Genomic DNA, 22,152 nt, shown 5'->3' with positions numbered 1-22,152 from the left:
GCCGACGCGCGCCTTCGCGTCGGCGCCGGCGGCCCGCGCATTGCGAGCACCGGGGTGATTCGCCCGATCGGCGCCATCCCGCGCCGACGATCCGCCCGCGTCGGCCTCGGCGGCCGCGACGGACCGCACATTCGCCGCGCGCCCCTGCCCGCCCCCGCGGCGCCCGTCACCTCGGCGCGGGCGCGCCCGGAGCGGGCGCCGCCGGCGCGGCTGCGGGCCTGGCTCTTTGTCCCGGGGCCAGCTTGATGATGAAGGCCATCGAGAACAAATGATTGTTGTTGTCGGGGTCGCGCGGGCGGACGATGTACTGATTGAGGTAGCCGAACTCGACGCGGACCGCCCTGGCGTCGTAGGCGAGGCCGACGAAGATCCGGTTCTGATCGAAGCCGGGCTCGGTATACGCGGTGCGGGTCAAGTGGAAGAAGAACTCGTCGTAGATCAGGAGCTGCCAGGGCGCGTCTTTCTTGAAGTTGACGGCCAGGCGGAGCTGCTGGCGGAACCGGTGGGCCCAGCGGCTCATGCCCATGGTCTGCGGCACGCCGTCGATCACGTCGTCGCTGCCGAGGCCGTGGGTGCGGATCCGGTGCTCCACGCGGTTGCGCCAGTTGATGTCGAAGCGGCCCTCCACCGCCCAGCGCAGCGTCAACTGGGTGTAGGCGCGGTGCTCGTCGACGTTGCGGGCGCGCGCGAACACCGGGTCGTCGAAGTAATCGGGCAGCCAGATGTACCCGACGAACAGCCCGCCCCACTTGGCCCACATATAGCCGATCGCCGGGCGCACCACGACGAACGTGTTGGGGTTCTGCCGCGTCTCGACGACGTGCCCCGCCATGTCCCTCACGTATTGCAGCGGCGAGTTCATCCGCCGCAGGTGGAAGTCGAGCGCGAGGCGCAGGCCCCTGGCCTTCGCGTCGAGGTTGATGTCGAGCATCACCTGATTCCACATCCCCAGGTCCGGCTCGGGCGGCGTCGTCGCGCGCGCCCGGCCGGCGGCGAGCAACGCGGCGACGCCGACGGCGAGCGGGAGCAGGCGCGAGGAGCGGCGAATCATGGCAGCCCCGGCACGGGGCCGACCAACAAGGCCCGACCCCGCCGCGACGACCGGGACATCGCGCGCAATCGCGCCGGCGGCCCGCCGCAGACCGGTGATTCGCCAGAGCCGCCAGCTCCTGCGCAGCCGCCGCAGCGCCCTTCGGGCGAGCGAACGGCACGTCTCACGCGCCGCACGCCGCGCCGCTGACACGAGCGAATACTGTCACTGAGGCGACGGCGACGGGCGAGCTCGCGGGCTCGCCTGCAGCTATTCCAGGCCCAGCAGCTCGAGCAGCTGTTCGCGGTCCGTCAGGCCCGCGATCGCGCCCACCTTCTGCCCGTCCCTGAAGACCATGCAGGTCGGGACGGAGCGGACACCGTACTGCTTCGGGGTCCCGGGAGAGTCATCGATGTCCAGCACGCCGACCCGGACTCTGCCGGCGAAGTCGTCGGCGATCCGTTCTACGATCGGGAGGAGCGCCTTGTTGAGTTCGCACCAGACCGCCGAGTAATCCACCAAGACGGGGATCGGCGACTGGAGGACCTCGCTGGCGAAGTTCTGATCCGTGAACGTGAGTAGATTCGGGCTCGACATTCGTCGTCTCCTTCAGGCACACGCGTGGCATGCATCCACCGGCATGACCACGCGCGGCTCACCTGGTTCGGCAAGGTACACGACGCGAACCGACCCGGCAAGCGCGACCCTTCGCGCCGGCGGCCGAGGTCGCGCGGGCGCCGGGGGTTCCACCACACGATGGGCGCCCACGCGGCGCCCGCCCACGACGCATTCGCCCGGCGTGAACGCGCACCCCATCAATTCATCGTTGCGCCGACGCGACGGCCCCGGGATACTGCGCCTCGTCTTTGGATACGCACCCTCGCGCAGATCCGCGCGAGGCACGAGGAGTTTCGCATGACCACGTACAGCATCTTCGGCGCGGGCCCTGGCGGGCTCTACACGGCGTGGCGCCTCGCCGACAGCGCCGCCGCCGGTGACACCATCGAGTTCTACGACTGGGGCCAGTACCGGTTCGGCGGCGACGACAACGGTACGCGCGCGGCCGCCGGCCGGATCTGCACCTACCATTACCAGAACGACCCCCGCAACGCGTACATCGAGGTCGGCGGCATGCGCTACCTCGAATGGGACGGCACGCCCGACGGGAGCGGCCACCGCCTCGTCACCACCGTCATCGATCGGGTCGGCCTCACCGGCGAATCGGTGCCGTTCCGGACGACCACGAACCCGCTGTTCTTCCTGCGCGCGCGCAACTTCTACTCGAACGACATCGACCGCAACCACCCTGCCCCCTACAACACCGCCGACGGGCTGTCCGCGCGGCCGCCCGACGACGCGCTCGCGTACGTCGCCGGCGCGGCGATCGACCCCGCGCTGAAGCCCGACACGCGCGCCAGGCAGTGCGCCTTCTACCGCTCCGCCCGGCTGCCCGCGACCTACACCTCGCACGTGTTCCAGCCGCGCCAGCGCCTGCGCGACATCGGCTACTGGAACCTGCTGGCCGACGTGCTCGGCAACGAGGGCTACGACTACGCCGACGACGGCGGCGGGTACACCTCCAACGTGATCAACTGGAACTCGGCCGACGCGCTGATCTATAACGGCGAGTTCGCGCCCGGCGGCAGCTTCAAGACCCTGAAGACCGGCTATTCGAGCCTGTTCGCCAGGATGTTCGAGCGGGTCCGCAGCGCCTGCGCCGAGCGTGGCGTACGGTTCGAATGGCACCCCGGCGAGCGCCTCCACTCGATCACCGCCCCCGGCGGCGTCGTCACCTACCGCACCGCCTCGCGCGGGCGCCCCGACCACCCCGGCCCGGCCCGGACCACCGATCACGCGTTCCTCGCCCTCCCGCCGCAGTCGCTCGACCTCGTGGCCGACGCCTCGCGTTACGCGGGCGTCGAGGGCGACGTGCTCAACGCCGGCAAGGTGCCGCTGTACCGCGAGTCGGTGATCAAGCAGCCCTCGTACAAGATCGCCATGTTCTTCGCCCGGGAATGGTGGAAGGACAGCCGCTTCCCGCCGCACCTCGTCGGCGACGGCGGGGCCACGGAGAACGTGTTCGGGCCGACGATCACCGACACCGCCCTGCGCCAGATCTACTACTTCGGCGACAACGGGGCGAACAAGGACAGGCCGGTCTATGGCCTCCTGGCCAGCTACGACGACGAGCGCTTCGTCAAATTCTGGGCCGAGCTCGAGCTCGGCCCCGAGGTGGATCGCGAGATCCCGCGGACCCGCGACCTGCAGCCGCTGCACGGCCCGCGGCGGGCCACCGCGTCGATGGTCGGCATGCTCCGCGCCCTGCTCGCGCGCGTGCATTACGGCCCCGACGCCGACGCCAGCAGCGTGCCCGAGCCGCTCGAGACCGTGTTCATGGACTGGGGTCTGAACCCGTTCGGCGCCGGCTATCACGCCTGGGCCGCGCACTACGACATCTGCGACGTCATGCAGCGCGTCCGCAAGCCCAGCCTGCTCACCGACGGCCCCGACGCCAGCATCTACATCGTCGGGTCGGCCTACTCCAACGATCAGGCGTGGGTCGAGGGCGCGTTCTGCACCGCGGAGTCGGTGCTGAACGACTTCTTCGGCCTCGCGCCGCTGATCGATACGAGCACGTATCCGCTGATCTGCGGGTGCGACGGGCCCGCGGCCGCGTCCTGACCGCGTGGCGCGCGAGCGCGACGCGAGCGCTCGCAGGACGGTCCGCCGGCCTCGCCGTCGAACCGTCGACCGCAGGCGCGGACGTCTCGTGATTCGACGCGGCGAGCCGTCGCCGGCTCGCCGTCTCGCCTCAGCCCGACAGGCGCTGGAAGATCCCGGCGCGGGTCGTGCTGAAGTCCGAGAGGTCGGCCTGATACGCGGTCTTCCCCGTCGTCGCCAGGTCGACGAGGACGCGCCCGAACAGCGGCGTGTATTTGAAGCCGCGCCCGCTCGCCATGCAGAACAGGGCCGCGTTGGGCCAGAACTGCTCGACCTCGGGCGCGACGGGGATCCGCCCGAGGACCATGTCGCCGTCGGGGCTCATCGAATACAGGCAGGCCTGCTCGAGCGTCGGGTGGTCGATGTCGAGGACCCCGGGCTGGAGCAGCTCGCGGAGGTGGGCCTGGATGTCGCCGATGAGCCGCGGGTCGGGCACGCGCGTCGCCGCCGCCGGGTCGGTGAAGGTGGAGTATGTATAATCGGCGCTGATCTTCAGCCGACCGGTCGTGTCCGGCGTGAAGCCGACGTCGGGGAAGCCGTAGAACAGGCGGTCGGCGTCGGTCTTCGTGTTGCCGAACTCGTACCAGATCGGCCAGTGCACCGACGAGCCGGCCGCGCGCGGGAAGTAGGCGAGGCTCATCTGCCAGATCGACCACGCGGCCCCGGCCTTGCTCGCGGGCGCCAGGCCGAATTGGGCCAGGAGCCCGCCCAGCCACACCCCGGGGCACAGCACCAGGTACGACGCGTGGTATCGGGCGCCGTCGTCCGTCGTCACCACCCAGTCGCCCGACAGCTCGCACGCGATCGACGTGACCAGGCCGACCGCCGTGCTCACCCGCCCCGTCCGGTCGGCCAGGCCGCGGACCACCTGGAACGCCCGCTGGACGTTGATCGTCGCCCCGTTGTTCTGCACCAGCCCGACGTACGGGACCCCGTCGGGGGTCCGCAGCGCCTCGGGGCGAAAGATCGGGTAGCGCTTTGCGATCGCCGCGGGGTCCTCGAGGCTGTCGTAGGGGATCCCGAGCTGATCCATCGAAGCCGCGATGTCGTGGATGTTGCCCTCGAACGTCGAGATGTCGGGGTTGCCGAAGAACAGCAGATCCTGCTCGGCGAGGATCGGAGCCCCGCCGACCTGCTGCTCGAGCTCGTGCCACATCGCGTACGCGGTCTCGACCAGGCGCACCCGCTCCTGCTGGCTGTAGAGGATCCGGAACATGCGCTCCAGCCCGCGCGAGCTGCCGAAGTCGTTCGGCCCGCCGGTCGGAGGCACAGGGAAACGGTCGATCAGCGTGACCTTGAGGCCCCGCCGCGCCGCGTGGTACGCCGCCGACAGGCCGATGGTGCCGCCGCCGACGATGAGCATGTCGGTGTTGTGCTTCAAGATGAAAACCTCGATTCGCGACGGAGTATCGGCGCCGCGTCCTGTCGACGCAATCGGGCGTGCCCGTGGTCGAGTTCGCACCCCGCCGATAATGCGCAATCCGCGAATACGCCGTTCGTGCCCGGCTCTCGCGGATCTTTCGATCGACACGCGCGCGAATACGTCGAGCCTGCCGCGAGCCCGACGCCCGCATGGGCGCCCGCCAGCCGCCCGCCCACGGCCCGCGGGCGCGCGAGCGCCCCGGCCCGCAGCGACGATCTCGGCGACGGCGCGCCGCGGCGAAGCTGCCGGGCCGAGCGCTGCGGGCCGTCCCGATCGATCGCCGGCCCGCCGCGACCGCGACGTCCGCCGCCGCGAATTCGTCGGGCCGAGGCACGAGCCGAATCACCGCACCGATGATTCGCGCGACGTCCGGGCGCCCCCCCCCCGAACGGCCCGCGCGGCGCATCAATGCTTCGGCGGCGGCGGGACCGGAGCCGGAGCCGGCCGCGCGGGCGCGTGCTTGTCGTGCCTGCCGTGGCCGAGCTTGATGATGAAGTTCAGCGCGAGCACGTGGTTCAGCTGGTCGGAGTCGTGGAGCGGCGCACGTACTGGTTGATGTAGCCGACCTCGACGCGCACCGGCTTGGTGTCGTAGCCGAGGCCGACGAACGCGCGGTTCTGGTCGAATCCGCGCTCGGTGGTGAAGGCCGTCTCGTTGAGATGGAAGAAGACCTCGTCCCAGACGATGAGCCGCCACGGGGCGTCCTTCTTGAAGTGGACGGCGAAGCGGACCTGGTGGCGAAACCGGTGGGCCCAGCGGGCTCGGGCCGAATCCTGTCGGCGCCGGAGATTTTCCGCCGCCAGACGCCGTCTCGCGGGCTGCGGCGCCGGCGCGAAGGTGTCAGGTCGAGTTTGCAGAACGAAGGCTTTATTGTCACACTTGGTGACAAACGTCGTCGAGTTCGCGCCACGAAACTCGTGATTTTGCCCGCGGGCAGCGCACCTCGCGGTCCTGAGCTGCATTCCGACGCGCAATAGGGCGTGTCGCGGGAATGGCACCCACGAATCGACGCGTGTCACCGAGTTTTTGCGACACGCGTCCGCCGCCGAATCACCGCAGAGCGTCCGCCGCGAACGCGATCGCCGGCGCCGCGGCGGCGTCGAGGTGACCGGCGAACACGTGATCGCTGCCGGGGACCTCGACGAGCCGCACCGCCTCGCCGCTCGCAGCAGCCAGCGCCCGCACCTTCTCGATCGCGCCCCAGCCGTCGCGCGTCCCGTGGACCAGCAGCAGCGGCCGCCGCAGCTCGCCGAGCCAGCCGAACTCGAACACGTCGACCGGCAATCCGAGTCCCACCATTCGCGTGACGCGAGGATCGCCGGCGCCGACCCGCAGCCCGACCCACGCGCCGAACGAGAACCCGATCAGCGCGACCTCCTCGTGGTCCCGCGCCGCCCGATCAATCGCCGCGCGCACGTCCTCGGCCTCGCCGTCCCCGCCGTCGAAGCGCCCGGCGCTGCCCTCGACCCCGCGGAAGTTGAAGCGCAGCGTCGACACCCCGGCCGCGTGCAGCCCGCAGGCGATCCGGTGCAGCACGCGGTCGTACATGCTGCCGCCGTACTCCGGGTGCGAGTGGCACAGCACCGCGACCCGGCGGGCCCCCGGGAGCGCGCGATAGATCGCCTCCAGAGGGCCCGCCGGGCCGCGCAGGACGCTCGCCTCCCCGCTCACGGCACCTCGCCGCGGGCGAGCATCGCCGCGATCTCCCGCCGCCGCAGCTTGCCGCTGGTCGTCTTCGGCAGCGAGCCCGGGGCGACCAGGGCGATCCGATCGACCGTGACCCCGCGCAGCTGCAGCGCCGCGTCGAGGCGGGCGCGCAGGTCTTTTTGTTCCTGTCCTTCGAGCCGTGTCTCGACGACCAGGTACGCGACCTCCGTCTCGAGCTCCGGCTCGCGTACGCCGACCGCCGCGACCCCGCCCGCGCGCACGCCCTCGACCTCCGCGGCGATGTCCTCGATCACCGACGGGATCAGGTTGAGCCCGCCACGGATGATGATGTCCTTGCAGCGCCCGGTGACGAACAGCTCGCCGCGGTCGACGAAGCCGAGGTCGCCGGTGCGCAGCCAGCCCTCGGCGAGCGCCTCCTCGGTGGCCGCGGGGTCCTTGTAGTAGCCCTGCATCAGCGTCGAGGCGCACACGCGGATCTCGCCCACCCGACGCTCCGGGAGCGGCTCGCCGGTCGCGTCGACGATGCGCACCTCGGTCTCCGGGATCGGGCGGCCCACCGCCACCAGCTCGAGCGCGTGCGGCTCGTCCGACGGCGTCGCCGCGCCCTCGCGCTCGAGCGTCGCGCGATCGACCCGCAGCACCCGCGTCGGCGCCAAGAGGCGCGGGAAGCTGACCGCCACCGTCGCCTCCGCCAACCCGTAGACCGGGAAGAACGCCTCCGCGCGGAAGCCCGTCGGCGCGAACGCGTCGGCGAACCGGCGCAGCAGCGGCGCCGAGATCGGCTCGGCGCCGACCATCGCGCACTCCCACGCCGACAGGTCGTAGCCGGCCGCGATCGCCTTCGGCGCCAGGCGCAGCAGCATCGCGTAGGCCGACGGCGGCGCCGCGCAGATCGTCGCCTTGAACCTCGCCATCGCCTCCAGCCACACCAGCGGCCGCCCGCGGAAGTCGAGCGGCGACATCATGTGGGCGGTAAAGCCATTATAAAACGGGAACAAGAGCCCGCCGATGAGCCCCATGTCGTGGTGCAGCGGCAGCCACGACACCGCCATCGAGTCCTCGCGGCTCGGCAGCACCCGGCTCATGCACGCCAGGTGACGCACCAGCCGCTCGTGCGTCAGCACCACCCCGCGCGGCTTGCCGGTGCTGCCGCTGGTCAGCTGGATCAGCGCCGTCTCGCCCGCGAACGAATCGGGGTGCGGGAGGTCCTGGGCCGGCTCGCTCGCCGTCAGCTCCTCGGCGACGTGCACCGGCAGCCCCGCCGACGTCGGCGCGAACGGGGCCAGCGCCGCCGACAACACCAGCGCGCGCGCGTCGAGCCGGGCCGCGGTGTCCTCGAGCTGGGCGATGAAGCCGGCGACGTCGGTGAGGCGGAACGGCAGCCCGACCTGGATCGGCACCGCGCCGATCGACCACGCCCCGAACAATGTCAGCACCGCCGATTCGACGTCGGTCACCAGCATGAGCAGGTGGTCGCCGGGGCGGACCCCGCGGGCCCACAGCCCCGCCGCGGCCCGGCGGGCCCCCTGCCAGTAGCCCGCCCACGTGTACTCGCGCCAATCGTCGCCGCTCGCCCGGCAGCGCAGCGCGGTCGCCTCGGCGCGGCTGTCGGCGCGCGCCTCGAGCATCCCTGCCAGCGTCCGCGCGCTCACGACCGCCCGCCCTTCTGCGCGATCGGCCACGCCCCCGGGTCGACCGTCGGCGCGCCCTTCGTCGCCAGGATCATGTACTCGAGCGCCGTGCGGCGGGCGAAGCTCATGCGCGCCACCGTCATGTACTGCTGCAGCACCGCGGCGAAGCCCGGGGCCATGGCGTCGATCGTCCTTCGGTGCTTGCGCACGTTGTCGATCCAGTGGGCCAGCGTCTGCGCGTAGTGGCGGGTCAGGTCCTCGACGTGGAGGATGTCGAGGCCGGCGCGCTCCATCAGCTGCAGCTCCTCGGCCAGGCCGATCAGGCGGCAGTAGCCGAGCGCCTCGACGAAGATGTACTCGGTGGCCGCGCTGTCACGATCGCCGCGCGGCTGGACCGGGAAGTAACAGTCGGAGATCAGCACCCGTCCGCCGGGCTTCAGCACCTCGCCCACCATTTGGTGGACCGCCGGGCGGTTGTGCATGTGGACGATGCTGCCGCTGAACAGCACCGCGTCGAACGATTCGGGCCGCAGGTTCAGGTCCTCGACGTGGCACACGTCGATCTGCACGCGGTCGGCCACGCCCCACGCGCGGGCCCGGCGGAGCGCCTCCTCGCGCTGCTGCGCGCTCAGGGTGATGCCCTGGAACACGCCCTCGGTGTGCTGCGCCAGGTACAGCAGGTTCGAGCCCCAGCCGCAGCCGACGTCGAGCACGCGCTGGCCCGGCCGGATGTCCAGCTTCGCCGCGATCCGGGCGTACTTGCGGGCCTGGGCCGTCTCGAGGTCCTCGCCCGCGTGCTCGTACACGCCCGTCGCATAGGCCAGGCGGCTGTCGAGCACCAGCGAGAAGATCTCGGGGCTGTGTTCATAATGGGCGGCGACGGCCTGGCGCTCGTGTTCACGCTGGTCGGCGGCGCTGCGGAGGTTGGCCTCCCGCTCGGCGCGGGTGTGGGCGACGCGGGTCACTGGCCACCTCCCGCCTGGCGCGCGGCCACCTGGCGGGCCACGAGCGCCGCCACCTCGCGCACCGAGCCGAACGGCGCCGCCCCGGGCGCGGCGAGGTCGGGCATCGTGATGTCGAACGCCTCCTCGATGCGCACCATCAGCTTGATGAGCCCGAGGGAGTCGATGCCGAGCTCGCCGCCGTCGACGCGGGCGTCGAGCGGGATCGCGGCCGCCGGTTGACGCACGCTCTCGGCGATCAGCGCCCGCACGCGGGCGAGGATCAGGTCATTGTCGATGATTCCGTCCACGATAAGATCTCCGGTAATTGGGCCGTCCTCGCGGTGTATCGCGCGAGGGCGGCGCCCCGTCATCGAGGGCGACCGGGATAGCGACGCCGCCTTGCCGCGGGATCGCCGGGCGCGCGTGAGCATCCGCCGCGAAGCCGGTGAAACCGCGCAGACGGCCTCCCACGGCCGCTCGGGGCCTCTCAGGGGGCGCGGGTCCGCGGCCGCCGACCGGGCCGGGCCCGCGTCGGCCGGCGCGCAGGCGCGGCGCGTCACAATGTGCACACCCGCGATCGTGGCGTGAATCACCAATGTCGACACTCGCCGCGCTCCGTCGGCTGCGCCGCAGCTCGCCCGGCGCTGCGGCGGCCGGACGCCCTCGCCGCGGGCGCCCGCCCCGCGCGGCGCGCCCGGGGCCCGCGTGCGCCCACTCGCACGCCGCCGGGCCCCGCAAACCGCCGTATGGCCCTGTGCGGGCCCTGGCGGGCTTGAAGCAGGGGGGCGCGCTCGGTACACCAGGACCATGACCGAGGCCAAGCCCGCGCCGCAGCCGATCTTCCGCAAGGACTACCGCCGCCCCGATTACACCATCGACCGGGTCGACCTGCGGTTCGAGCTCGGCGAGGACGTCACGCGGGTCCACGCGACGCTGACGGTGCGGCGCATGGACGGCACGCCCGAGGGCGCGCCGCTGGTGCTCGACGGCGAGAACCTGGCCCACGTGTCGGTCGCGCTCGACGGCCGCGAGCTGTCCGCCGGCGAGTACTTTGTCACCCCGACGAGCCTGACGATCCCCGCGCCGGGCGCCGGCTTCACGCTCGCGACCGTCGTCGAGATCAAGCCCCAGGACAACCTCGAGCTGTCGGGTCTCTACCGCTCGAGCGGCAACTTCTGCACCCAGTGCGAGGCCGAGGGCTTCCGCCGGATCACCTGGTTCCTCGACCGCCCCGACGTCATGGCCCGCTACAGCGTCGTCGTCGAGGCCGACAAGGCCAAGTACCCGGTCCTGCTCGCCAACGGCAACCGCGTCGCCACCGGCGACCTCGACGGCGGCCGCCACTTCGCCCGCTGGGACGACCCGTTCCCCAAGCCGAGCTATCTGTTCGCGCTGGTGGCCGGCGACCTGCGCTGCTTCCCCGGCGAATTCCTGACCCGCTCCGGCCGCACCGTCCGCCTCGAGATCTGGGTCGAGCCCGACAACATCGACCGCTGCGCCCACGCCCTGCGCTCGTTGCAGGCGGCGATGCGCTGGGACGAGGAGAAGTTCGGCCGCGAGTACGACCTCGACATCTACATGATCGTCGCGGTGAGCGACTTCAACATGGGGGCCATGGAGAACAAGGGCCTCAACCTGTTCAACGCCAAGTACGTGCTGGCGCGGCCCGACACCGCCACCGACGACGACTACGACGGCATCGAGTCGGTCATCGCCCACGAGTACTTCCACAACTGGACCGGCAACCGCGTCACCTGCCGCGACTGGTTCCAGCTCACGCTCAAGGAGGGCCTCACCGTCTTCCGCGACCGCCTGTTCAGCGCCGACATGGGCTCGCCCGCGGTCGCGCGGATCGGCGACGTCCTGGCGCTGCGCACCAATCAGTTCGCCGAGGACAGCGGCCCGATGGCCCACCCGATCCGGCCCGAGTCGTACATCGAGATGAACAACTTCTACACCACGACGGTGTACGAGAAGGGCGCCGAGGTCATCGGCATGATGCGGACCCTGCTCGGCGAGGCCGGCTTCCGCCGCGGCATGGACCTCTACTTCGAGCGCCACGACGGCCAAGCCGTCACCTGCGACGACTTCCGCGCCGCCCTCGCCGACGCCAACGGCGTCGACCTCGAGCAGTTCGGGCGCTGGTACAGCCAGGTCGGCACGCCGGTCGTGCGCGCCCGCGGCGAGTACGACGCCGACGCGCGCAGCTACACCCTCACGCTCGAGCAGGCCCCGCCGCGCGGCCGCACGAGCGCCGAGCTGCTGCACATCCCGGTCGCCGTCGGCCTCGTCGGCCCCGACGGCCCGCTCTCGTTCAAGCTGTCCGGGGAGACAGCCGCGAGCGCCGACACCCGCGTGCTCGAGCTGCGCGAGCGCAGCCAGAGCTTCCGCTTCGACGACGTCGCGGCCGCGCCGGTGGTCTCGCTGCTGCGCGGCTTCTCGGCCCCGGTCGAGCTCGAGGTCGAGCGCAGCGACGCCGACCTCGCCCGCCTCATGGCCGCCGACCCCGACAGCTTCTCGCGCTGGGACGCCGGCCAGGAGCTCGGCCGGCGCGTGCTGCTGCGGCTCGCCGCCGACGTCGAGGCCCGCCGCCCGCTCGCGCTCGACCCCGCCTTCGTGGCCGCGTGCGCCGAGATCGTCGCCGACCCCGGCCTCGACGGCTCGCTCAAGGCCCTCGCGCTGACCCTGCCGAACGAGCGGCTGCTCGGCCAGCACCAGCCGGTCGTCGCCGTCGACGCGCTGCACGAGGCCCGCGAGTTCGCGTTCAAGGCCCTCGCCGCGGCCCTGCGCGAGCCCCTGCTCGCCATCTATCAGAGCACCGCGCCGCAGGGCCAGTACCGCATCGAGCGCGCCGAGGTCGACCGCCGCAAGCTCCGCAACCTCGCCCTCGCCTACCTGGTCGCCCTCGGCGAGCCCGAGCTGGTCGCCCTCGCGATGTCGCAATTCCACCTCGCCGACAACATGACCGACAGCGAGGCCGCGCTCGCCTGCCTCATCGAGCACGGCGGCCCCGAGCGCGACGCGGCCCTGGCCGAGTTCCACCGCCGCTGGCACAAGGACCCGCTGGTGCTCGACAAGTGGTTCGCCCTGCAGGCCGCGTCGGGCCACCCCGACACGCTCGAGCGCGTCACCGCCCTCGCCGACCACCCCGACTTCAACCTGCTCAACCCCAACCGCGCCCGCTCGCTCGTCGGCGTGTTCGGCATGCGCAACCAGCACCAGTTCCACCGCAAGGACGGCCGCGGCCACGCGCTCGTCGCCGACAAGGTGCTCGCCATCGACGCCCACAACTCCCAGCTCGCCGCCCGCCTGGTCGCGGCCTTCAACCCGTGGCGCCGCTTCGACGCCACCCGCCAGCAGAGCATGCGCACCCAGCTCGAGCGGATCGCGGGTCATTCGGGCCTGTCGAAGGCGGTCCGCGAGATCGTCGACCGCGCCCTCGCGCCGGCGTGAACACGGCTCGTCGCGGGCCGCAGTGGTTCTACGTCGACGGTTCTGACCCCTGGCAAAACGCCCCGCCTCGCCCCGGGTCCCCGATCGCCCCGATTCGGGGGCTTACGGGTCAGAGAGCCCAGGACACGCCCGAGGGGCCCCGGTCCCGCGCAGGTCGCCGCGGAACCGGCTCGGCGAGCGGGAGCTTCCGCAAAACTTCGGTTCGGCCGTCTCCGGCGGTCGTCGCGAGGTGCTCGCGTGCGCTACAGTCGCGCCGGTGCGCACCATCGAGATGCACTCGATCCAGCCCTCGGGGCCCGCCGGGATGAGACCCGCCGGTGCGGCGCGGCCGACGGAGGCGTCCGTGCCGTCGCCGGACGGCCGCACGCTGATCGTGCTCGCGGACGGCCGATGCCTCGACGCGCAAGGAGACGAGCGCCAGGGCGTCCTGTACGTCCGGGCCGCCGACACGCTCGAGACCCAGCGCGCGTCCCCCAACGTCGCGCCGCCGATCGCGGTGCACCCCTCGCGGCCGCTCGTGCTCACGGGCCGCGAGTCGGGATGGAGCCTGCCCGAGAAGGGTTCGCCGCAGACCTGGCGCGGCTCCGAGGTGCAGGTGATCGACCACGACAGCGGGCGACAGCTCGAGCGCTTCCCGTTGCAGCCACCCTTCGTATGGCTCGACGACGAGCGCTTCCTCTCGCGCTCGATGGGCTTCTACCATGGCCGGCGAGCGCTCGATCCGAGCTTCGCCGAACACCACCTCCCGATCTCGAGCCTGTTCAATGATGACGAGGCCGACGGCGTCGCGGAAGTACACGCCTTCACGGGCCGCGCCGAGCTCCGCGTGCGGTGTGGCGTCTACGGGCGCTGGAGTCGCTTGGAGCACCTCGCGGTGCGCGGCGACGTGGCAGTGTACGGCGGGTTCCTCGAGGTCGGCGCCGCGCGGTTGCCCACCTGGGAAGTTCTCTGGTCGCACCAGATGGGTACGGGCGGCCTCGGCTACCAGATGCGCGCGCTCGCCGTGAGCCCCGACGGCGGTCACGTCGCGGTGGGCGCCGGCGGCAAGGACGGTCTGCGCGATCTAACCGTGTTCGAGGTGGACGGCGGCCGCGAGGTACTCTGCCTCCCGCTCGGGCGCATGCTCGGAGGCGCTGGGCTGCTGACGACCAAGACCACCGAGGTCACCTGCCTCGCCTGGCACCCGCGAGGCTGGCTCGCGGTGGGGACGCGCGCCGGGCTGGTCGTGCACATGCACCTGTCCGGCGCGATCCAGGTCTATCGAGGCGCGGCCCGGGCGATCGAAGCGCTCGCGTTCACCCGCGACGGCGCCAGCCTGCTCGTCGCCAGCAAGGCCGCGATCGCCCGCTTCCCGCTGCTCGACGCCGAGCGCTGACGTCCCGTCGGCGTCGACACGGATGGACTGCCGAGACGATACGCCAGGCGTCCGCCGCCGATCCTCCGCCGTGAGCTCAAAGGTGCCGCTCCGGATTCCGCTGCGGGCGATGGCTCGCCACATACGGTGCCCCACGTGAAGCGGCTGACGCTGACGCCGAGAAGATAGCGAGCGCCGCGAGCAGGCAGAGATGACCCACGGTTCTCGGCGACGAGAGCGGCGTGTACATCGCCGGCTCCCGGAACTCCTCGCTCGGCAGGAAATTGAGCCGCTGGGGCGGCCCGCTCGACCTCCGCCGTGCGCCAGCACTGGACGAGGCTGTTGAAGAGAGAGACCGCGTCCTCGTGCTCGCGGGTCGCGAGGTACTCGGTATGGAATGTCATTCGGGTCTGCTCGGGCTGCTCGGTCCACTCGCCCGACGTGCCGGCACCGATTCGTGCGCCCGCGGCAGCCCGGGTGCGCGCCGAGTTCCGCGGTTGCAGGCGGGCGCGGGCCGGGCCCCGACCGCCTCGGAGGGAGCCGCGGTGTCCGGAATTGGGATCGGGCGCATCGCCTCCGAACACTCGGGGGCGCTCGCGCCGCCGTAAAGCCGCGGAATCACATGTGGCACGCTCTTCGCTGGGCAGGGGGCGTGGACATTCCCATTCAGCGGAGCCGGCTCGCCAGGTACCGCGGCTGGATCGTCGCCGCGGCGCTCGTCGGCGTGTCGCTGGCGCTGACGACGGTCGCTCTCGGCAGCCTGAGCGTCGAGCCGCCCGCCGTCGCGCAGGCGGGGCTGTGGATCGGCGCGGTCGAGCGCGGCGAGATGCTGCTCGCGGTGCAGGGCAACGGGCGGCTGGTGCCGGAGCACATCCAGTGGATCACGGCGCTGTCGGCCGCGCGGGTGGAGAAGATCCACGTGCGTCCGGGCGCGGCGGTCGAGGCCGACACGGTGGTGCTCGAGCTCGGCAACCCCGACCTCGAGCTTCAGGCGCTCGAGGGGGAGCGGCAGGTGGTCGCGGCCCGGGCGGCGCTCGCGGAGCTGCGGGCGACGCTGCGCAACGAACGGCTGACGCAGAAGTCGACGGTGGCGACGCTGAAGATCGACCACGCGAGCGCGCGCCGGCGGGCGGACGCCAACGCGCAGCTGGGCGGCGGCGGCTACCTCTCGGACGACGACCAGCGGACCGCGCGGGCGCAGCTCGAGGCGCTCGAGGTGCGGGTCGGCATCGAGGGCGAGCGGCTGGCGGCGCTGGAAGAGAACCTGCAGCGCAGGTTGTCGGCGCAGGAGGCCCAGATCGCGAGCCTCGAGACGATCGCGCGCACGCGGCGGGCCCAGGTCGAGGCGCTCAAGGTCCGCGCCGGCGTCGCCGGCGTGCTGCAGGAGCTGCCGCTCGAGCCCGGGCAGTGGGTCAACCCGGGCGGGCTGCTCGCCAAGGTCGCGCGGCCCGACCGGCTCAAGGCGCGGCTGCAGATCCCCGAGACCCTCGCCAAGGACGTCGCGCTCGGCCAGCCCGCGCGGATCGACACCCGCAACGGCGTGGTCGACGGCGTGGTCGAGCGGATCGACCCGGCCGCGTCGGGCGGCACGGTCACCGTCGACGTCGCGCTGACCGGCGCGCTGCCGAAGGGGGCCCGGCCCGACCTGCACGTCGTCGGCACCGTCGAGCTCGACCGGCTGCCCGACGTCCTGCACGTGCGCCGGCCGGCGTACGCGCAGCCCGACGCGACGCTCGGGGTGTTCCGCGTCGACGCCGACGAGCGCTACGCGACGCGCGTCAACGTCGAGTTCGGGCGCGCGTCGGCGACGACGATCGAGGTGCTCGCCGGGCTCGCCGAGGGCGACAGGGTCGTCCTTTCGGACATGTCGACGCACGACGCCAGGGACCGCCTCAAACTCGAATAGCCGCGTGAAGGGACGAGCCATGGCCGAACCACTGATCTGCTTGAAAGCGCTGACCCGAGTCTTCCACACCGACGAGGTCGAGACGCACGCGATCGCCGACATCCACTTCGGCGTCCCGCGCGGGGAGTACGTGTGCATCGCGGGGCCGTCCGGCTCGGGCAAGACGACGCTCCTGTCGATCATCGGTCTGCTCGACACCCCGACGTCGGGGACCTACCTGCTCGACAACCAGCCGGTCTCGGGCCTGTCGGGCCCCGAGCGCGCGCGCGTCCGCAACGAGCGGATCGGCTTCGTGTTCCAGAGCTTCAACCTGATCGGCGACCTCACCGTCGCGGAGAACGTCGAGCTGCCGCTGACCTACCGCCCGATGTCGTCCGCCGAGCGGCAGCGACGGGTCGCCGCCGCGCTCGAGCGGGTCGGCATGGCCCACCGCGGCCGCCACCTGCCCTCGCAGCTGTCGGGCGGCCAGCAGCAGCGCGTCGCGCTCGCGCGGGCGGTCGCAGGCGAGCCGCTGCTCCTGCTCGCCGACGAGCCGACCGGCAACCTCGACTCGAAGAACGGCGACGCCGTGATGGCGCTGCTGCGCGACCTGCACCGCGCGGGCACGACGATCCTGATGGTGACGCACAACCCCGAGTACGCGCGCCAGGCCCAGCGCACGATCCACCTGTTCGACGGCCGCGTCGTCGAGGAGACCGTCCATGAGCGCGTTGCTTAGAGACCTGCGGTTCGCCGCGCGCGTGCTCGCCAAGAGCCCGAGCTACACGTTCGTCGCCGTCTTCACGCTCGCGCTCGGCATCGGCGCGAACACGGCGATCTTCTCGACGGTCAACGCGGTGCTGCTGCGCCCGCTGCCGTACGCGCAGCCCGAGCGGCTGGTCGTGCTGACCGAGACGCAGCCGAAGTTCGAGGAGATGTCGGTCGCGTACCTCAACTACGTCGATTACCGGCAGCAGAACTCGACCTTCGTCGACATGGGGGCGTTCAACGACGCGAGCGTCAACATCACCGGCAAGGGCGAGCCGGAGCGGCTCAAGGCGCAGCAGTTCTCGCAGAGCGTGCTGCCGGTGCTCGGGGTGGAGCCGCTGCTGGGGCGCAACTTCCTCGCCGAGGAGGACCGGCCGCGCGGACCCAAGGCGGTGATCTTGACGCACGGGTTCTGGCAGCGCCGCTTCGCCGGCGACCCGGACATCGTCGGCAAGCCGATCACCCTCGACGGCGCCCCCTGGGACGTGGTGGGCGTGATGCCGCCGGACTTCCGGTTCTTCGGCACCTCCGACGTCATCATCCCGATCGGCCTGCGCGCCGACGAGCCGAACTACCAGTCGCGCGGCAGCCACCCGGGGATCACCGTCGTCGGCCGCCTCAAGCCGGACGTCACGATCGAGCAGGCGACCGCCGACCTGCGGGCGGTCGGCGACGGGCTGGCGAAGATCCACGAGCAGGTCCAGGACACCCGCGCGCGCCTGCAGGACATGCACGAGGACCTCGTCGAGGACCTCCGCGAGGGGATCCTGCTGCTGTACGGCGCGGTGATGTTCGTGCTGCTGATCACCGCGGCCAACGTCGCCAACCTGATGCTCGCGCGGGCGATGACGCGGCAGAAGGAGATGCGGATCCGCGCCGCGCTCGGGGCCGGGCGCTGGCGGCTGGTCCGCCAGCTGCTGGTCGAGAGCTCGCTGCTCGGGCTCGTCGGCGGCGCGATGGGGCTCCTGGTCGCGCTGTGGGGCGTCGACCTGCTGGCGGCCGCGCGCCCGCAGGCGATCGAGGTGCTCGGGCCGATCGAGGTCGACGCGCCGGTGCTCGCGTACACCCTCGCGGTCGCGCTCGGCACCGGCCTCTTGTTCGGGCTGGTGCCGGCGATCTACGCGTCGCGGCAGGACCTCGCCCAGGCGCTCAAGGAAGCCGACCACCGCGCGACCGCCGTCGGCGGCCACCTCCGGGTCCGCAACCTGCTGGTCGTCGTCGAGGTCGCGCTGGCGCTGGTGCTGCTGGTCGGCGCCGGCCTGTCGCTCCGCGGCTTCGCCAAGCTCGCCGACGTCGACCCGGGGTTTTCGCCCGGGGACGTGCTGACGATGGAGCTCTCGCTGCCGACGACCCGCTACAAGACCGCCGCCGAGGTGCGCCGGTTCTGGACCGAGCTCGAGCGTCGCGTCGCCGAGATCCCCGGCGTCGTGTCGGTGTCGGCGTCGTCGGGCCTGCCGTTCGCCGGCGCCTCGGAGAGCTCGTTCCTGATGGCCGGCGAGCCGCGCGTCATCGCCAACACCAAGATGGCGGTCGCGTACTTCGTCGACGCCGGCCACTTCGAGACGCTGAAGATCCCGCTGCACGCCGGGCGCACGTTCACGGCGCACGACACGGAAGAGACCCCGCTGGGGCTGGTGATCGACCAGGCGCTCGCGGACAAGTTCTTCCCCGGACAGAACCCGGTCGGCCAGCAGCTGCAAGAGGGCATGTCCGACAAGGGCATCGCCGAGATCGTCGGCGTCGTCGGCCACGTCGCCCACTACGGGCTCGACGGGCCGCAGCGGACGCAGTACCAGATGTACTACGCGTACCGGCAGCTGCCCGCGCCGATCCAGGCGAGGATCGCGTCGGGCATGACGCTGAGCGTGCGCACGCAGGGCGAACCGCTCGGGTACGCGACCCAGGTGCGGGCGGCGGTCGCGGCGGTCGACCCGGAGCAGCCGGTGTTCGCGGTGCAGACGCTCGAGCAGTACATCGCCGACTCGGTCGCCCCGCGCCGCTTCACGAGCGCGCTGCTGTCGGTGTTCGCGGCGCTGGCGCTGGTGCTGGCGGCCGTCGGTCTGTACGCGACGATGGCCCACTCGGTGGCCCAGCGGACGCACGAACTCGGGGTCCGCATGGCGCTGGGGGCCCAGCCTCGCCACGTGGTGTGGCTGGTGGTGCGACAGGGCCTGGTGCTGGTCGCCGCCGGCGCCGCGCTCGGGCTCGCCGGAGCGCTGGCGCTGACGCGGCTGATGACGTCGCTGCTGACGCAGCAGGTCAGCCCGGCCGACCCGGCGACGTACGTCGGCGTGACGCTGCTGCTCGTGGCGATCGGGCTGCTGGCGACGTATATTCCCGCGCAGCGAGCCACCCGCATCGATCCGATGGTGGCGCTCCGACAGGAATGACCCGCTCGACGCCAGACTCCGCGCCTCCCTCGCCCGCGCGGGTGCTGATCGCCGACGATCAACCCGACGTGCTCGAGGCGCTGCGCCTGCTGCTCAAGGTGCAGGGCTTCCAGCTGCAGCTCGCGCGCTCGCCCGCGGAGATCCTCGCGGCGATCGAGGGGCACGAGTTCGACGCGGTGCTGATCGACCTCAACTACACGCGCGACACGACCTCGGGCCACGAGGGGCTCGACCTGCTCGGCAAGATCGCCGCGCTCGACGCGACGCTGCCGGTGCTGGTGATGACCGCGTGGGGCAGCGTCGAGGGGGCGGTCGACGCGGTCCGCCGGGGCGCCCGCGACTACATCCAAAAGCCGTGGGACAACGCGCGGCTGCTGACGACGCTGCGCACCCAGATCGACCTCGCGCGGGCGCAGCGGCGGACCGGCAAGCTCGAGGGCGAGAACGAGCGGCTGCGCGGGCGCGCCGAGCTGCCGGAGCTGGTCGCCGGCTCGAAGGCGATGGCGCCGATCCTGCGGGTCCTCGAGCGCATCGCCCCGTCCGACGCGGCGGTGCTGATCACCGGCGAGCACGGCACCGGCAAGGAGGTCGTCGCCCGCTGGCTGCACGCGGCCTCGCGTCGCGCGGCGCGGCCGTTCGTCGCCGTCAACGCCGGGGCGCTCGGCGAGGGCGTGTTCGAGAGCGAGCTGTTCGGCCACGTCAAGGGCGCGTTCACCGACGCCAAGACCGACCGGATCGGCTGCTTCGAGCTGGCCGACGGCGGCACGCTGTTCCTCGACGAGATCGCCAACATGCCGGCGGCGCAGCAGGCCAAATTGCTGCGCGTGCTGCAGACCGGCGAGCTGCACCGCGTCGGCTCGTCGAAGCTGCGCAAGGTCGACGTCCGGGTGCTGGCCGCCACCAACGCGCCGCTCGAGCAGCTCACCGCGGGCGGCGCGTTCCGCGAAGACCTGCTGTACCGCCTCAACACCGTCGAGGTCCACCTGCCGCCGCTGCGCGAGCGCAAGGAGGACATCCTGCGGCTCGCGGAGCACTTCCTGCGGGCGAAGAGCCCGCGGTACGGCGGCAAGGTGGTCGACCTCGACGCGTCGGCCCGGCAGGCGCTGCTCGAGCACCGCTGGCCCGGCAACGTCCGCGAGCTCGAGCACGTGATCGAGCGCGCGCTGCTGCTGACCGGCGGGTCGGCGATCGGCGTCGAGGACCTCGCGCTGCGCGGCGGGTCCGCGCGAGGACCTGTCTTCGAGGACATGACCCTCGAGCAAGCCGAGCGGCACCTCATCGCGCAGGCGCTGGCGCGCTGCAACAACAACGTCAGCGAGGCGGCGCAGCGCCTCGGCCTGTCGCGCAGCGCGTTCTACCGCCGCATGGCGCGCTACGGGCTCGAGCCGTGAGGGGCCGGCGCCGGCGCGCGCTGGCCCACGAGACGCGGGTGCTGCTGCTCGCGTTCGCGGGCGGGGCCCCGGCGCTGGTCCTCGCGCTGGCGCTGCTGTTCGTCGACGATCACAGCGCCAAGGTGCGGTGGACGTGCGCGGCGCTGGTGGTCGGCGCGTGGCTGGGGGGGACGCTGGCGCTGCACGCCCGGGTGGTGCGCTCGCTGCGGGTGGTCTCGGGGCTGCTCGCGGCGCTGCGCGAGGAGGACTTCTCGATGCGCGGGCGCGTCGAGGGCGGGCGCGGCGACGACGCCCTGTCCGAGGTGATGCGCGAGATCAACGGGCTCGGGGACACGCTGCGCGAGCAGCGGCTCGGCGCGTTCGAGGCCGGGGCGCTGCTGCGGACGGTGATGGAGGAGATCGACGTCGCGGTGCTCGCCTTCGACGACGCCGGCCACCTGCGGCTGGCCAACCGCGCGGCGGAGCGGCTGCTCGGCGGCGGCGCGGGGCTGCTCGGGCGCGACGCGGCGTCGCTGGGGCTCGCCGCGTGCCTCGCGGGCGAGGCGCCGCGGACGCTGCTCACCGTGTTCCCCGGCGGCGCGGGCCCGTGGGAGCTGCGCCGCAGCCGATTCCGCCAGCGCGGCCTGCCGCACACGCTGCTGGTGTTGACCGACGTGCGCCGCGCCCTGCGGGAGGAGGAGCGGCAGGCGTGGCAGCGATTGGTGCGGGTGCTCGGGCACGAGATCAACAACTCGCTGGCGCCGATCCGCTCGATCGCCGACAACCTGCGCCAGCAACTGACGGCGGCCGCGGCGGAGCGACCGGACGACTTCGACGACGACCTCGCGCGCGGGCTCGACGTGATCACGCGGCGCTCGGAGGGGCTCGCGCGGTTCCTCGCGGCGTACGCCCGGCTGGCACGATTGCCGCGGCCCCGGCTCGGCGAGGTCGACGTCGCCGCGTGGGTCGCCCGCGTGGTCGCGCTCGAGCGGCGCGTGGCGGTGACGGTGCGGCCGGGGCCGGACGCGGTCGTCCGGGCCGACGGGGATCAGCTCGATCAGCTGCTGATCAACCTGCTGCGCAACGCCGCCGACGCGGCGCAGTCGACCGGCGCGGGCGCGGGCGTCGAGGTGTCGTGGAGCGTCGACGGCGGGGCGCTGGCGCTGTCGATCGTCGACGAAGGCCCGGGCCTCGCCGAGACCGCCAACCTGTTCGTCCCCTTCTTCACCACCAAGCCGGACGGCAGCGGGATCGGGCTGGTGCTGTCGCGCCAGATCGCCGAGGCGCACGGCGGCTCGCTGTCGCTGCTGGACCGCGGCGACGGTCGCCCCGGCTGCGAGGCGCGGGTCCGCCTCGCCGACGCCCGCACGGCGAACCGGGCCAGAGCCGGCTAGAAGCCCCCGCCGCGCTCGCGGATTCACCTCGACCGCGACGAGGACTTCGCGCCGGCCGCGTTCGTCGATGTCGCCGAGCTCGCCGTCGGCCGCGGCCGACGGCGCGGGACGCCGCGTCGTC

The 22,152-nt window shown here is 72.4% G+C and carries 16 protein-coding genes; 8 read left to right on the top strand and 8 right to left on the bottom strand.

From position 1 onward, the window contains the following. Positions 1–166 precede the first annotated feature (166 nt). Positions 167–1,051, bottom strand: coding sequence for a DUF2490 domain-containing protein (locus NAEX_RS35335; protein ID WP_096331880.1), 885 nt, complete (start codon positions 1,049–1,051; stop codon positions 167–169). 249 nt (positions 1,052–1,300) lie between these two features. Continuing rightward, the gene (locus tag NAEX_RS35330; protein WP_096331879.1) at positions 1,301–1,627 is read right to left on the bottom strand and encodes a thioredoxin family protein; all 327 of its coding nucleotides are present in this window, start codon (positions 1,625–1,627) and stop codon (positions 1,301–1,303) included. A 318-nt stretch (positions 1,628–1,945) separates the two neighbouring features. Between NAEX_RS35330 and NAEX_RS35325 the strand changes: the two genes are divergently transcribed. Further along, a complete protein-coding gene (locus NAEX_RS35325) occupies positions 1,946–3,712 on the top strand; it encodes a flavin monoamine oxidase family protein (protein ID WP_096331878.1) in 1,767 nt (588 codons plus the stop codon). Between the two features lie 130 nt (positions 3,713–3,842). Here the strand turns inward: NAEX_RS35325 and NAEX_RS35320 are convergent, their stop codons facing one another. From NAEX_RS35320 to NAEX_RS51210, 6 genes are all read right to left on the bottom strand, one after another. Continuing rightward, on the bottom strand, positions 3,843–5,132 hold the full coding sequence (locus NAEX_RS35320) for an FAD-dependent oxidoreductase (protein WP_096331877.1): 1,290 nt from the start codon (positions 5,130–5,132) through the stop codon (positions 3,843–3,845). Positions 5,133–5,689: 557 nt separating this feature from the next. Next, positions 5,690–6,193, bottom strand: a complete 504-nt coding sequence (locus tag NAEX_RS35315; protein WP_143825690.1) for a DUF2490 domain-containing protein — start codon at positions 6,191–6,193, stop codon at positions 5,690–5,692. Between the two features lie 31 nt (positions 6,194–6,224). Next, positions 6,225–6,845: an alpha/beta hydrolase gene (locus NAEX_RS35310; RefSeq protein ID WP_096331875.1), complete on the bottom strand. Its 621-nt coding sequence runs from the start codon at positions 6,843–6,845 to the stop codon at positions 6,225–6,227. Further along, the gene (locus NAEX_RS35305) at positions 6,842–8,470 is read right to left on the bottom strand and encodes an AMP-binding protein (protein WP_096333832.1); all 1,629 of its coding nucleotides are present in this window, start codon (positions 8,468–8,470) and stop codon (positions 6,842–6,844) included. Before NAEX_RS35305 ends, NAEX_RS35310 begins: the two co-directional genes overlap by 4 nt. 20 nt (positions 8,471–8,490) lie before the next feature. Beyond that, entirely contained in the window at positions 8,491–9,438 is a 948-nt protein-coding gene (locus tag NAEX_RS35300; protein WP_096331874.1) for a class I SAM-dependent methyltransferase, read from the bottom strand. Continuing rightward, a complete protein-coding gene (locus tag NAEX_RS51210) occupies positions 9,435–9,725 on the bottom strand; it encodes an acyl carrier protein (RefSeq protein ID WP_170136269.1) in 291 nt (96 codons plus the stop codon). Before NAEX_RS51210 ends, NAEX_RS35300 begins: the two co-directional genes overlap by 4 nt. A 499-nt stretch (positions 9,726–10,224) precedes the next feature. On the opposite strand from NAEX_RS51210, the gene pepN reads away from it, so the two are divergent. The 7 genes from pepN (at position 10,225) to NAEX_RS35260 (ending at position 22,031) form a co-directional block, all read left to right on the top strand. Continuing rightward, positions 10,225–12,870 carry an aminopeptidase N gene (pepN, locus tag NAEX_RS35290; RefSeq protein WP_096331872.1) on the top strand — a complete coding sequence of 882 codons (2,646 nt, stop codon included), beginning with the start codon at positions 10,225–10,227 and terminating at the stop codon, positions 12,868–12,870. Positions 12,871–13,126: 256 nt separating this feature from the next. Next, on the top strand, positions 13,127–14,245 hold the full coding sequence (locus NAEX_RS35285) for a hypothetical protein (RefSeq protein ID WP_096331871.1): 1,119 nt from the start codon (positions 13,127–13,129) through the stop codon (positions 14,243–14,245). Between the two features lie 631 nt (positions 14,246–14,876). After that, the gene (locus tag NAEX_RS35280) at positions 14,877–16,130 is read left to right on the top strand and encodes an efflux RND transporter periplasmic adaptor subunit (RefSeq protein ID WP_096331870.1); all 1,254 of its coding nucleotides are present in this window, start codon (positions 14,877–14,879) and stop codon (positions 16,128–16,130) included. 19 nt (positions 16,131–16,149) lie between these two features. After that, positions 16,150–16,848 (top strand): ABC transporter ATP-binding protein, encoded by a 699-nt coding sequence (locus NAEX_RS35275; RefSeq protein ID WP_096331869.1) that lies wholly within the window; start codon positions 16,150–16,152, stop codon positions 16,846–16,848. Next, positions 16,832–19,267, top strand: coding sequence for an ABC transporter permease (locus NAEX_RS35270; RefSeq protein ID WP_096331868.1), 2,436 nt, complete (start codon positions 16,832–16,834; stop codon positions 19,265–19,267). The genes NAEX_RS35275 and NAEX_RS35270 overlap by 17 nt, the downstream gene beginning before the upstream one ends. Next, entirely contained in the window at positions 19,264–20,658 is a 1,395-nt protein-coding gene (locus NAEX_RS35265; protein WP_096331867.1) for a sigma-54-dependent transcriptional regulator, read from the top strand. The genes NAEX_RS35270 and NAEX_RS35265 overlap by 4 nt, the downstream gene beginning before the upstream one ends. Then, entirely contained in the window at positions 20,655–22,031 is a 1,377-nt protein-coding gene (locus NAEX_RS35260) for a sensor histidine kinase (protein ID WP_245913869.1), read from the top strand. The genes NAEX_RS35265 and NAEX_RS35260 overlap by 4 nt, the downstream gene beginning before the upstream one ends. Positions 22,032–22,152: the final 121 nt, after the last annotated feature.

The sequence above is a fragment of the Nannocystis exedens genome (genome assembly GCF_002343915.1).
In the GTDB taxonomy this organism is placed as follows: domain Bacteria; phylum Myxococcota_A; class Polyangia; order Nannocystales; family Nannocystaceae; genus Nannocystis; species Nannocystis exedens.
The sequence above is the reverse complement of the archived record's forward strand: the minus strand, read 5'-3'. Positions and strand labels throughout refer to the sequence as shown.